The organism is Halobacillus amylolyticus, assembly GCF_022921115.1.
Classification (GTDB): Bacteria; Bacillota; Bacilli; order Bacillales; family Halobacillaceae; genus Halobacillus_A; species Halobacillus_A amylolyticus.
On the sequence record NZ_CP095076.1, the window covers coordinates 57,687 to 70,716 of the forward strand.

Annotated in this window: 15 protein-coding genes, 1 tRNA gene and 1 pseudogene; 6 read left to right on the forward strand and 11 right to left on the reverse strand. The window is 33.5% G+C overall.

Annotated features, from left to right (window positions below; translation table 11 throughout):
- Positions 1-79 precede the first annotated feature (79 nt).
- The 7 genes from MUO15_RS21090 to MUO15_RS21120 all read right to left on the reverse strand — a co-directional run bounded on the left by MUO15_RS21090 (position 80) and on the right by MUO15_RS21120 (position 6,212).
- Complete coding sequence (locus MUO15_RS21090) at positions 80-1,102, reverse strand: ABC transporter permease subunit (protein WP_245036328.1); 1,023 nt, start codon at positions 1,100-1,102, stop codon at positions 80-82.
- Entirely contained in the window at positions 1,099-1,971 is an 873-nt protein-coding gene (locus MUO15_RS21095) for an ABC transporter permease subunit (RefSeq protein ID WP_245036330.1), read from the reverse strand. Before MUO15_RS21095 ends, MUO15_RS21090 begins: the two co-directional genes overlap by 4 nt.
- A 40-nt stretch (positions 1,972-2,011) precedes the next feature.
- On the reverse strand, positions 2,012-3,625 hold the full coding sequence (locus MUO15_RS21100; protein ID WP_245036332.1) for an ATP-binding cassette domain-containing protein: 1,614 nt from the start codon (positions 3,623-3,625) through the stop codon (positions 2,012-2,014).
- A 72-nt stretch (positions 3,626-3,697) separates the two neighbouring features.
- Complete coding sequence (locus tag MUO15_RS21105; protein WP_245036334.1) at positions 3,698-3,841, reverse strand: lasso RiPP family leader peptide-containing protein; 144 nt, start codon at positions 3,839-3,841, stop codon at positions 3,698-3,700.
- 42 nt (positions 3,842-3,883) lie between these two features.
- Positions 3,884-5,545 carry an asparagine synthase-related protein gene (locus tag MUO15_RS21110; protein WP_245036336.1) on the reverse strand — a complete coding sequence of 554 codons (1,662 nt, stop codon included), beginning with the start codon at positions 5,543-5,545 and terminating at the stop codon, positions 3,884-3,886.
- 12 nt (positions 5,546-5,557) lie between these two features.
- Positions 5,558-5,947, reverse strand: coding sequence for a lasso peptide biosynthesis B2 protein (locus MUO15_RS21115; protein WP_245036338.1), 390 nt, complete (start codon positions 5,945-5,947; stop codon positions 5,558-5,560).
- Complete coding sequence (locus MUO15_RS21120) at positions 5,934-6,212, reverse strand: PqqD family protein (protein ID WP_245036340.1); 279 nt, start codon at positions 6,210-6,212, stop codon at positions 5,934-5,936. The genes MUO15_RS21115 and MUO15_RS21120 overlap by 14 nt, the downstream gene beginning before the upstream one ends.
- Positions 6,213-6,375: 163 nt before the next feature.
- Between MUO15_RS21120 and MUO15_RS21125 the strand changes: the two are divergent.
- Positions 6,376-6,733: pseudogene (locus MUO15_RS21125) on the forward strand (DUF3231 family protein).
- A gap of 1,051 nt (positions 6,734-7,784) precedes the next feature.
- On the opposite strand, the gene MUO15_RS22270 reads toward MUO15_RS21125, so the two are convergent.
- The 3 genes from MUO15_RS22270 to MUO15_RS21135 all read right to left on the reverse strand — a co-directional run bounded on the left by MUO15_RS22270 (position 7,785) and on the right by MUO15_RS21135 (position 9,655).
- Positions 7,785-8,069 (reverse strand): hypothetical protein, encoded by a 285-nt coding sequence (locus MUO15_RS22270; RefSeq protein ID WP_396266366.1) that lies wholly within the window; start codon positions 8,067-8,069, stop codon positions 7,785-7,787.
- On the reverse strand, positions 8,015-8,542 hold the full coding sequence (locus MUO15_RS21130) for a hypothetical protein (RefSeq protein WP_245036342.1): 528 nt from the start codon (positions 8,540-8,542) through the stop codon (positions 8,015-8,017). The genes MUO15_RS22270 and MUO15_RS21130 overlap by 55 nt, the downstream gene beginning before the upstream one ends.
- Positions 8,543-8,713: 171 nt before the next feature.
- Positions 8,714-9,655, reverse strand: a complete 942-nt coding sequence (locus MUO15_RS21135) for a S8 family peptidase (protein ID WP_245036344.1) — start codon at positions 9,653-9,655, stop codon at positions 8,714-8,716.
- A gap of 211 nt (positions 9,656-9,866) precedes the next feature.
- On the opposite strand from MUO15_RS21135, the gene MUO15_RS21140 reads away from it, so the two are divergent.
- Positions 9,867-11,210: a cation:dicarboxylate symporter family transporter gene (locus MUO15_RS21140; protein WP_245036345.1), complete on the forward strand. Its 1,344-nt coding sequence runs from the start codon at positions 9,867-9,869 to the stop codon at positions 11,208-11,210.
- A 55-nt stretch (positions 11,211-11,265) separates the two neighbouring features.
- Here the strand turns inward: MUO15_RS21140 and MUO15_RS21145 are convergent, their stop codons facing one another.
- Entirely contained in the window at positions 11,266-11,463 is a 198-nt protein-coding gene (locus MUO15_RS21145; protein ID WP_245036347.1) for a hypothetical protein, read from the reverse strand.
- A gap of 181 nt (positions 11,464-11,644) precedes the next feature.
- On the opposite strand from MUO15_RS21145, the gene MUO15_RS21150 reads away from it, so the two are divergent.
- From MUO15_RS21150 to MUO15_RS21165, 4 genes are all read left to right on the forward strand, one after another.
- A complete protein-coding gene (locus MUO15_RS21150; protein WP_245036349.1) occupies positions 11,645-11,887 on the forward strand; it encodes a glutaredoxin family protein in 243 nt (80 codons plus the stop codon).
- Between the two features lie 25 nt (positions 11,888-11,912).
- Positions 11,913-12,143, forward strand: coding sequence for a hypothetical protein (locus MUO15_RS21155; protein ID WP_245036351.1), 231 nt, complete (start codon positions 11,913-11,915; stop codon positions 12,141-12,143).
- Positions 12,144-12,287: 144 nt separating this feature from the next.
- A complete protein-coding gene (locus tag MUO15_RS21160) occupies positions 12,288-12,869 on the forward strand; it encodes an RNA polymerase sigma factor (protein ID WP_245036353.1) in 582 nt (193 codons plus the stop codon).
- A 58-nt stretch (positions 12,870-12,927) separates the two neighbouring features.
- Positions 12,928-12,998 (forward strand) — tRNA-Cys (locus tag MUO15_RS21165).
- Positions 12,999-13,030: the final 32 nt, after the last annotated feature.

Sequence of the window (13,030 nt, forward strand, 5' to 3'; positions counted from 1 at the left end):
ATTTTAAATAAATGTTAAAAGGGCGTAGTCACATATTGAGCTCACTCCAAACAAACTCACACTTTAACTAAAAATCCTTTTATTTAGATGAATCCTTAACCATGGTAAAATCCGTTGTTTCTAACTTTGCTGAATGCCTCTCAGTTCCTTCAACCCTTCTTTTTTTCTTTAAGTAGACGTTTCGGTCATCAAGCTTCATAACATTCTTAACACCACGAATTATACCCATCAAGGCAATAACAAATAACACCAGAAAAATTAATGGTACTCCTACTAACCAATGAACGTTTGTTTGCAATGTATCATAGTACATGCCTACCATTGATGCCCACTCAAAGGTGATGGGAGTTGGTGGACCAGCGCCCAATCCATATTCTACATTAGTTCCACCAAAAAAGAGTTCAAATACACCTAAGTGGCTCATAACAAGAATAGCTTGAATGGTTTGTCTCATAAATATTGTAACCAGGTTCTCTTTTATATGGGGGATAAGATGACGACGATACAGATGGTATGGTCCTGCCCCTAGAACTTTACTTGTTGTGACATATTCCCTCTTTAAAATGACACTCGTCTCATTCGCTATGAGAATAGCTGCAGGCGGTACTAATAAGATACTGATAACCAAAACTTCTACTCCCAATCGAAAAGCAAGGCTTGTTGGCAATCCAGACATAGGTTCCCATAACAAGGGTCTGAGAAAATTGTAGGCAATCAAGGAAGCAGGAATGAAATATAAAGCAGAAACTGTGTTTTCGACAATTTTAGACTTCCCTTTATACCTGAACCCAAGAGGGATCCCGATTAGAAAAGCAAGGGAAAAACTAATAAGACCTATAGACAATGATCCTAAGATTGTAAACTTTGCCCCTTGTAAAATATAATAAATCAAGTGATTCCCGTTCATATCTGTGCCTAATATGGAGTGTTCAAAGGGAGCAAATGGAGGCCCCACTATCTTATTCTCATCATTATATAGAAATGGAGTTTTGAGGACATAGGAATCAAAGAAAATTGCGTGCACAAAACTACCAGCTAACATAAGTAATAAAAAACCAATCCCCAAAAGGAAAGAAGGTTGTTTACCTAATTTTTTTATCATAAAGAGACCTCCTGCCTTGTGAAGAAGTACAGGGACAGTTCAATAACTTTTAAAAACAAATAGATAGGACCGAAGAACAATAAAGCTGTAACAAAAAACACAGGTGGTTGAGAATAGGTAAGTAAAAAGGAAGTCATTCCAAGATTCTCAAAAAGGTATTCAACGATGAGTAAATTACTTACCATAATGCTAATTAGAAATTTCGCTTGGTAGGCAAGCCGGACAAACATGTTCCGCAAAATATGTTTCAGCAAAATAAATGATTTGGTTAGTCCTTTGCTTGTAGCAAGGTCATAGTAGGGCTCCTTCCTCTCCTCTTCAACAAGTTCCAACATGGATTGGAGAAAATACATCGTTGGAAGAATAGCTAAAACTAATGCAGGTGCTAAAATAGCTTCTTCTTCACCGGCTCCTGCAAGCTTTATAAAGGTCGTCCCTGTCTGGAAATATAGCCATACGAGAAACATCTGAGAGGCAACAACGAAAACGACATCTGGAATACTTTGCAGGAAAGAAGATGATGATAAACAAACTTTATAAACCCTCTTTGGAGCACGCCATAAAATAATGGTTCCAAGAAGAGCAATAAAGAAGGAAACAATAAGAGCTAGACCCAATACTCTCAAGGAGCTTGCAAAGGCCTTAAATATAATGGGAAATAGACTTCTTTCTACCCCAGAGGTTGGGTTTGTATAGACTAGCGACTCCAGGCGCATCATTTGTCCAAATACGCTACCGATTGATTCAAATCCAGGCCAAACAAAACCTTCAACCGTCATAAATAAAGGAGAAATACTTATTAAAAAAATGCCCACTATTAGAAATAAAGGTTTCAAAATTTCACTTAATAAATATGTTTTCCATTCCAAAATGATTCACCCACTTAACAAGTAATTGAATCCATAAATGTTATAAATTTATTTTTTTATTAGCATATTCACTTATTTGTGTATCATGTGTTGATAGAATAATGATTTTCCCTTTAGATTTTAAATACTTTAACAACTCTAGGAAACTATTCACAGAATCACTATCAAGGCTTGCCGTGGGTTCGTCCATAATAATGATTTCAGCATCCTTCATAAGTGTTCGGGCTAAAGCAATTCTTTGTTTTTGGCCACCCGATAAGTTTGAATTATTGAAGTCAATTTTATACTGTAAGCCCTCATCCAAATGATTAACGAAGTGTAATAGTTTTGTATCATTAATTAACACATTCAGTAGTTCATCATCATTGTATAGACCGAAGGAAGTAATATTATCAGAGATTGTCCCTTTGAATAAGCTTATATTTTGATTCAGGTAAGAAATTGATTGACTAATCTCATAATCGCTAATTTCATACACGTCATTCAATACAATTTTTCCCTCAAAGTTTTTATTAATCCCTGAAAGTGTTTTTAGTAAAGTTGTTTTCCCAGCACCGTTTCCTCCTGCTATGGATAAAATATCGCCTTCTTTTAATTTAAAACCATAATGGTCAAGGATGGTATGCCTATTATCTAACGTTTTTAATGTTAATGTCTGGCTAGAAAAGCTTTGTACGCTATCCACAAGTGTTTTTTTTGTCTCCTCTTGGCCATTGTAATAGAATTCTTCAATTCTTTTTATAGACCCTTTCAACATACTCCAGTTATAATAAATATCCATAGATGCCATAACAGGACTAATTAACATTCCGAAATACGTATTAATAGCTACAAAGGATCCTATGCTTAAATTTCCGTACAATAATAAGAAGGAACTGAGAGAAAGTACACAAAAAAAAGTTACCCAATAAGACATTAAGTTTAAAGAAGTAGAAGCTCCGTTTAAAATACCGTTTATTTTAGAGTATTTTAATAAGGACTTTAATTTCGGATTTAATATGCCAGTAAAATGAGAATGCCCATTTAGCATCCGTATATTCTCATAATCATCAATAAATGTATTGATGTATTCTTGATTATTGGCTGACTTTGATTGGTATATAAAAGACATTCGCTCGATTTTCCCTTTTACTCTTTTTGTGAAATAAATAATAAAAGGCACACAGGCAAGCATTATGAAAACAAATTGCCAGCTTAACCATAAGACCAATAGAATTGCTCCTATAAATTGAAAGCTTATTTGTATCCCGATGGGGAAAAGGTTTTTAAATATTGTTTTCAAATTGTTGATATCACTATAAAAGTGACTGTGAATTAATGAGCGACTGTATGAATTGTAAAAATGCAGGCCTTTTTCTTTAAAATTATCAATAAGGTGCAATTGTATTTCGTATTGCAGTTTGTCAGAAAGTATATGTATATTTTTTTGTTTTAAAAAGTTGAAGTATATGTTACCAATTATTAAAATTAAAAACATAATTAGTATAGTTAATAATAGCTCAATTTCTCTTCCCGGTAGAACGGTATCTAGTAAAATTTTATTAATCAAAGGAACCAGTAAAGGTATACTAGCCGTCAAAAAAATGGAAAAAGATATGATCAATATCTTTTTTACGTGATTTTTAGTAAAGTTGATTATTAACTTTTTAAGCATTTTATCCTTCCTTAGTAAAAACAATGGTGGGCCCTTATTGTTTTTAATCTAAAAATCTAAACTTATAAACTCTTAGTTTCGTACTAAATAGAAATCGCAGGAATTATCATAGCATTCCGGAGTATTAGACACATAGTTACCTTTAGTTAATTCTACAGCATCTCCTAATTCAATTAGCTTTGGAGCTTTGTACTCTTTGTATTCTTCTTTTTTCATTTCGCTTCACCTCTTCGTATTATTTAAGGACCCACCATTCTTTTAACTAAATCGTTCCCTTAACCAAGCTTCTAAAGTAAGAGCTCTTCCTATTGAAGAAATGTCAGAAAAGCTAGAGATATTACCGTGATAAAAATTTTCTAATCTATCATTGAACGTATCTATATCTACATCTATGAAATTCCTTACATATTCAAGGTCGCTAAACTTAGTGATACTTGACCATTCTTTTTGGATACCCTTTATGATCAAATGGCCTTGAGTTGACTTACCAACCCTTGTTCTAATTTTTTCGGGCAAAATACCTTTTAAAGCAGCTCTTAAAATATACTTATTTGATTTCTTATTATCTTTAAAATAGGGAGGTATATTGAGTAAAAATTCAATTAATTCTAGATTTAAAAATGGATATCTGATTTCTACCCCATGTCTTCCATAAATATACGGTGCCGACCATTCATGCCCATTTTGATAAACGATAGCTTTGTAATAGTTCTCAATTCCTTTAGAGTCTGAAGTGTAACCGTTTGAAACGAAATTAGTTTTAAGTTGAGGTTTGTTTTTCATCCATAAAATCTCCTCGTTCGGAGGGATAAGAGATTTCCAGTATTCTTTTTTAAAGCTTTCTTTGATACCGGATTTCCCCAAAATATTCGTATAGTGTTTAATGAATGTATTGAATCTTCTCCTAACTAATAACTCTCTTAAAAAGCCTTTCTGAGTGTCTAGTACATGATCTCCTAAATGACCACTGAAAATGTACTTAATATTACTTTGCTCCAAGAGGGGAGGAACAAGTTTAGCTAGTGCATGATTCAAGAAAGGGAAGGGTTCAGGATACTTACCTAGTACCTCCAGTCCGTCCTTAAAGCTCCAATAATCATCTGCTTCTAATATAGTACTTTCTTTGGGAGGATACCTTCTCAGGGATTCCTTTATATAGGATGTTTCGTTAGCATCTGGATTTGAAAAGTTTAGAGAATATGTATATGTATTCATAGGATTTAAATATCTTTTATTGTACGCAAAACTGTAAATACTATTTGAATCCAGCCCACCACTAAGAGAAAAGGCAATCTTTTCATTTTTGATATCCGAAAAGTTTTTATCAATAGAATTCTCAAAGATGGTTTGAAAGGAATTGATTAAATCTTCCTCATTATCAAGATATCTGTAATCGTTTTTCGGGAATTTATAATACATATATTTTTCCACTTTTTTATCATTAAGGTTAATGCATACAGCTTGTCCAGGCTCAACTCTAAAAATGTTTTTGTATATTGTAGGGCTAGTAGCTGAGGGCCTTATAGATATATACCGTTCGATATATTCACTGTTCAATATTAAGTCTGATGAAGACTCTTCGAGTAGATGATCAATGTGGGATGACCATAAAACAGAGTTCTCATCAATACTATAAAATAAAGGTTTCAGTCCTAAAGGATCCTTTGCAAGAGTCAGGATATTTTTGTGAACATCAAATATAACTAGTGAAAACCCACCTTTAAAGTTATTTAAAAATGAAAATCCATTGACTAAGTATCGTTCAACAATTGTTTCAGCATGGAAATTGCTAAGTTCTCCATTTTTAAAAACGTAATAAGTTTTTTCACCTACAAATACTTTCTGTTGCTCTATGAATTTATTACTCTTTCTTGCATTTTGAAGATCCTCAAATGCGCTAGTTAGACCTAAAAAGGACATTGATCTTCTCCTTTAGCTTTTAAAAGTAGTTAAATACTTACTTCTGATATATTCTTCATTATCATTGATAACTTTGCCATTGTATTCTAGCCAAGCATGAGCTTCAAAGGTTTCTCGTGCTATCCCTATATGAATAGCAATATCATAGCCTAGTTTTTTAATTAACATATAGCCTACTAGTGACTTGTGAAGACATAAGGCCTTTGACTTAAGTGGATGATGCTGACAAACTGAATCTATATCCTTACATATTTGAACAATATCACTTGTTTCTGTGACCTTTTTACGGTAATTCTTATACTTCATATTTAAATCTTCTATGATTGGCTTTATTCCATAATCCTTTAATTTTTTATCCACCGAGTACAGTAGTACAAAGATTCTGACCTTATTTTTTTTCATTTGTTTCCATCACCAATTCGGCTTTTATTAGGGAATCGAGAAATTGTTGCACGTCATTCCTTAGAACATCCTCTGAGACATCAAATTTATTTAAAGCGCTTACAATTATATCGTTTATATTACATACATCATTCTCATCTATTAAACTCCAAATAAATTTTGAAAAATTATCTAAGCTATAATACATACTGTTATTGTAATCGAATATAATTGATTGCTCTTCAGAGATGTCAGTTACATATACATCTTCTTTAATAGTATACATAAATTACCTCCATATCTATTTATAGACATATAGTAACATTAGGATTTATAATTTGCAAAAAATTACATATATATTTTTCCTAAATTGACTAGTAACGAATCCACACTCTTAATAAATTCGCACTCGCAATTCTTAAACACCGTCTAAGAAGGTACAGGATTATATGTTACGGGCGAAAGAAATTTCAAAAAAACATATTAAGATTTTTGTTGATACATTAATAAAAGAGGATGTACAAGCACCACAAGTATCTGATGTAAGCATAAGTTATTCAAACATTTTCAGATAAATTACTAATGCTTCAAATGTCTCTGCTTATGTCTGCTGGAACAGTAAACTGTGCTACTTCTGCGGCTGCCAGTCAGCGAAGCAATCTCATGCTTAGTTATCAACGATTATCATTAGAAGTTTCCCGACTTGCCAAAAGTGGGGTTGATATTATGATTAAAGACGGGTGGTTAGAACAACCACCCGGGATAAAAAAACGTAACAAATTAGCGAGAGATAAACAAAAAGGCTGATCTAAAAAAGATCAGCTTGTCCCTCCATACTATAGCCTGATTGCCGGAGTGGCCCCTCAATCTACGAATCGTTTCCGTACCCCTTATAGGAAAAGGGTCTAGTTAAACACCCTATTTTCGGAAAATTTTATCACCTAAAAACCACAACTCTTCTTTGTGATGGAAAATCCTATACAAAAGGACGCGTTATCGATAAACGCGCCGTTTGTTTGAAAGGATCTCTTAAAGTGTATTATGAATCTTGAAATCCAAATGTACCTATAAGGAATGAAATAAGAAATAATAATAAAATTAATATATTAAGTAGGATAAGAGAAATTCTAACACTACCCTTGCGCCCCAGATATGCACATACTATTCCTAGCACGCCAATAATAAAAGGGGAATAAACACTTAAGTTCATAATGTAATCAAAGAAGTTACCTCCCCATTGTGAAGGGTTATATACGAAGAGGAAAAATGTTAAAACTAAAAATATTGCGGATAAAATCGAAAAGAAATTTCTAATCAAAATCACCACCACCGTGATATTTAATTATGTCATTCATCATGATGTAATATGGCCTTATAGAAGAAAGGTTTTGTAAGGCTACTGTCAACGTGTGAAGACAAAATTAGGAATGTTGTCTTTACCATTATATACAAAAGAAAATAACCTGACAAAAATATGGTTATTTTTATACGTTCAACATTATTCCTCTTTTCTCTGATTTTCTTCATCTGAATAAAATATTAAAAACCCTAAACATTCTAATAAATGAATGTTTAGGGTTACTTTTCTAATGTTGGTTAACAACCACAACTCTGGAATGTGTCAAGTCCGGTATTAGGGTAATATCGGAATTCAGCCGAACAACCTTCCATATAACAACAACTTGTATGCTTATCGCAATATGTCATATAAGCTGCTTTTACTTCTTTATTTTTATCTGTATTATTTTTTTTATAATTGGCCATCATTTTCCCTCCCCTTTTTGTATATTAATATTTATTGTTCAAATCTAGAGATTTACTTTCCGTTTGAATTCAGTAATGCAGACAGTTAAGAGTGTTAGCAACCCATCTGGTTCATCTTAGCTCTAAAAGCTGTACGAATTACCGGAGGACCATACCCAGGCTCTCCATACGTACAATTAATTAAATTTTGGTCACAATCGCAACGACTTGGGTAACCTGAAAAACTACGGTAACAGTAGTCGTGTGTTCTGCAACATGTGTCCAAGCTGTTTACTGTGCTGCCACTTCCACATCCTGCCCCACACCAATTATAATAGATAGGGATTAACGGACCTCCAACCCAAGCTGGTTCCGAAAACACACAACAACCATTTCCCATACAAGGGACTCCATCGTACCAAGCTTCAGCAGATACCTCATTTTGAGACTCCGCCCCTCAAGAAACTCTACAATACTTGGAGCGGTTAAATTGTCAACCTCTGTAGGCTCTCCTTCGTCGAACACGATCTCGTTGTCCTCAATGACAACAAGTCGAAGAGAGTTTCTGTTTTCAATTAGATGATATAGCCTTGCAAAGAAGGGGATTTCGTTGCTGCTAATAATCTCGGCTTTAGTATTTTTGTTAAACGTTATTACCTGCATCGTTACATCTACTTCTTTTTCAGTCCCAACACCCATAGTTAATTCTGCAGCACTCTGCTCCAAAATCGTACCGTCGAGTAGTTCAGTTAAATTTAAATGGTCTAATAACTTCTTAAACTGTTTGAAGTCTTCAGAAGGTAACCATTCTAAACCACTAACTGAGGACTTTCGAAAATTTAAACCTCCAAGTTCCCAATTACTTTCTGCCATATATTACTCACCTCTTTTTAGTATTGAAAGAACAATTATTGCTCTTTCTAATTAACTAAAGAGGGATTAGCAGTGAGGAAATAAACAGTTAGGATAAAGTTTATTGATTTTTTTTGAATCAACATAAGTTTTTTCATTAAAATTCATATTTTAAAGAATAAAAATGGGTAATTACTTGCCAATCATTGAACTAGATAAGTCCAAAATGTTGTACTCCACTTTTTCATTAGTTTTAATAATCTTTGTATGTTCCATTAGTATTCTAAATATTTCTTCTTCTGTTATTTTCCTTGTCCAAAACCGTTCGTATTCCTCTATTAGTAATGCAATTGATCCTGCTACATGAGGAGATGCCATTGAGGTTCCTGATAATTCTGTGTATCCTTTATCAATTGAAGTCGAAAATATACCTACACCAGGCGCATAAATAGAAACATCTTTATTAGTATTAGAGAAGGAAGCTACTTTTCTAACCTCGTTTATAGAACCAACACTAATTACTTCTTTGTAAAAACTGGGGTACAGGTATTCTTTAGTTTTAATATTTCCATCACCTTCATTTCCAGCAGCTGCTACAATACTAATATTATTTTTCTTTGCTCGCTTTATAACCTGATGTAGTTCTGGATAAGTAGATTTTAATCCTAGGGACATACATATTACTCTGACTCTTTCATTGTTATAGCCTCGCCAATTAATTGCGTAGTTAATTGCCTCCACCAAAGCCTTTACACTACCAGTCCCTGTGTGATCAAGTGTTTTTAAAACTAATAGGTTAGATTTTGGTGCTACTCCTACTACCCCGGTGTTATTTAATGACCCTGCTAGTATACCTGCTACGTGAGTTCCATGACCATTTAAATCTTGGTATATGGATGCGTCCCCGTTATGATCTTCAGTAAAGTTATACCCTCCAACGATTCTTTCTTTAAGGTCTGGATGCTTAGTTTCACATCCTGAATCAAGTACAGCAATTATATTTCCATTCCCAGTGTATCCTTGTTTCCATTTCCATGGTGCCCCGATAGAAGTAATATTTGATGGTATTTCTTCTTCTATGGCAGTAATTATCCTTTTATCTAAAGGGAGTTGCTTAACGATATCATATGTCATAGTTTTCACTCCTTTATAAGTCTATAACTATAAAGAGGAAAAAGTGCAGCCCCTTAAACAGGTTATTTATCTTTGACTTAAAATCTGACCTATTTAGTTAGGGGGATAAATCTCTCTGTAAAATAACTTTTATAAATCCATGGAGTAGAGTTTAAGTCGAAAACCTTTCCTTCACTTTTAAAGTAACTACTACTTAAAAGGAGGAAAAACTATGGAATTATCGTTTGTTTTGTTGGATGTTGGGTTATTTGGTTTACTTATGTCCATATTGGTAGTACTGAAAAAAATAGGACTATCATTTTCAAAGCAAGTAACGTTGGCCCTTTTGTTAGGAGTACTCTTTGGGGCGTTATTACACTGGACCCATTATGGACAAACTGAAATTTTAAACAAGAGTTTAGAGTGGATTGGAATAGTAGGGTATGGGTATGTAGATTTACTTAAGATGTTAATAATGCCTTTAATATTTGTATCCATTGTTATGGCCTTTGTGAAGAGTTCGTCAGGACGTAACTTAGGAAAAATGTCTTTTTCAGTAATTGGTATGCTAATTGGGACGACAGCCATAGCAGCGATTATAGGGATTGGGGCTTCTTTGGTTTTTGATTTGGATACTTCAAACCTAAGATTCGGGGAAGAGGAATCCATTCGTTCAGAGAACTTAGAAACCAGTTTAGATGATTTAAATAGTCAAACGATACCGGATAGAATCAGGGCTATTATCCCTCAGAACCCGTTCTTAGATTTTACTGGTAGTAGAAGCACGTCTACTATTGCTGTGGTAATTTTTTCTTCATTTATTGGTTTAGCTTTAATGAGGTTGGAAAAAACTTCCCTATTCCATGCAGATAAATTAATTGGAATATTCGATTCCTTGCAGCGACTAGTATTAAATTTGGTGAAAATTATTATAAGCTTTACTCCTTACGGTGTAATGGCTTTAATGACTAATATGGTAGCTTTAAGTAATTGGAACACAATCTGGGATTTAGGTAAGTTCTTAATTGCTTCATATATTGCATTAGGGGCAATGTTTATAGTTCATTTAATAATACTAGCCATAGCAGGTGTTAAACCAATGGATTATATAAAGAAAGTAAGTTCAGTTTTAACTTTTTCTTTTTCGTCTAGATCAAGCGCTGCCGCATTGCCTATGAATGTTAAAACTCAAAAACAAGAATTTAATGTATCTGATGGTATTGCTAATTTCTCTGGATCTTTTGGTTTATCCATTGGCCAAAATGGATGTGCGGGAATTTATCCGGCTATGTTAGCAGTCATGATTGCTCCAAGTGTAAATATAGATCCTACGAACCCAACTTTTTTAATTAACCTTGTTATAGTCGTAGCTATAAGTTCATTTGGCGTAGTAGGGGTAGGAGGCGGAGCCACCTTAGCGGCATTAATCGTTTTATCGACATTAAATCTACCAGTAGGCTTGGCCGGATTGTTAATATCTATTGAACCACTAATAGATATGGGGAGGACGGCTCTTAACGTTAGTGGCAGTATGACAGCTGGGATAACAACAAACAGGGTATTAAAGAAACAATAAATAAAAGAAGTCGATATCCATAATGTGGATATCGACTTCTTTTTAAAACTTAATATTATTCGGCTATTCTTTCTTTAAATTCAAAAAAACCTATGGTTTCAAGATTTGTTATTTTTTCTGCGTTCTCTAAAATCTTTAATTTGATGGATTGTTCAAGGTCTTCTCTTTCTTCAAAATGAGTCTGGTACAATACTTTTTTAATCTTTGGCTCTAATAGGTTGATATACTCTAGTATTTCTTCCTGATTACTCATAGTACCCCTCCAGATGTTGTTGTTACTACCTAAAGTGAAAAAGGTAGTAATTAATAAACGAATAAACACGAACATATGTTCCGTTATTTTTAAAATAAATGGTGTTTTATGTAATAAAATGCATGTTTATTTTTTAAAATTTCTATCACTTTACTAATTAAACAGAAGGAGGAGTGCGGACATGAAGGAAATAATAGTTTATACCAGCGCAACTTGTGGATTCTGCCAAAAACAAAAGGATTGGATGGAAATGAACAACATTTCCTATGAGGAAAAGGATATTTTTAAAAATGAATTATACCGAGAGGAACTAATGAACCATGGGGGGAGGGGAACGCCATTTACAGTTATAAAAACAAGCAAAGGTGTTTCTAAAGTCATGGGATTTAATCAAAAGCAGCTAGAAAAGGAGTTAATGATATAGAAATGCCTCGATAGGAGGGACAGATATGCAACAACAGAATGATTTTTATTATGAAAGTCTATTTGAACGGTATACAGAATTGAGAAAGGATTTACATCGCTGTACTAAAAAATTAGATGTAGCTCATAGTGAGGATATAGCTTTATATCAAGAGGTTTGTATGTTATTAGCCCAGCAAATAAACAACCTACGAAGCACTTGTTATGAAGTGTATTCCAAAGAGGATTGTCAAGAAAATTTAGATAAAGTGAAATAAATTATTAGTCAATAGTTTATTTTTACAAAAATAGGTAATAAAATAGACGTACCAGGAACATACGTTCCTGATACGTCTAGGATTTAATTCAATTTACTTTTATTAGACAGATAATTCAGAAATAAGCGGAAAGGTGGGGGCTCAATGAGAGAAGAAACAATTAAATTCAAAGAGTTTAAAAGAGATAATGAGAAACTTATGGCTCAACCCATTGTGAGAAGATTTTTGGATGATGAGGAGAACTTGAAATTATTAAATGGATACTTGGAAGGAGATGAAAAGGCTGCTGCTTTATTAGATGAGAGATTTAAGCAACATCATAATAAGGCCAAAATAATAAATTACTTATCCAGCTTAATTTATTATTTCTCCATTGACTATGATAAGAGAGCTAAATTAAAGTCCTATAGATTTCCCCTGATATTGAATAAACGGCTAAATGTAAATGAGAAGGATAATTCCGAAGATCTCTTGGGTACTTTTGGTAGTGAAACGGTCCCATATGAAGAAATAGTGGATAATAAATACTTAGAAAATATTTTTACAAACAAATCACTTGCGAAGGCTATTACTAAGCTTACTGACAAACAAAAGGAAATTGTCTCCTTGTTTTATATATATCAGTATTCCAATAAGGAAATTGCTGAATATCTAAAAGAAAGTGAGCAGAATATCTCAAACCTAAAGAGGCGTGCATTAAAAACGCTATATAAATTTTCCTCGTAATGTTAATTTTTTTTAATATACTCCTCTCTTAGATATAAGAGAGGAAAATATAACTGATGGTAGTATAGCCAAGTGGTAAGGCAAAGGTCTGCAAAACCTTCATCCTCGGTTCGAATCCGAGTACTACCTCTATAATCTACTAATGAAGACATGAAATCCGA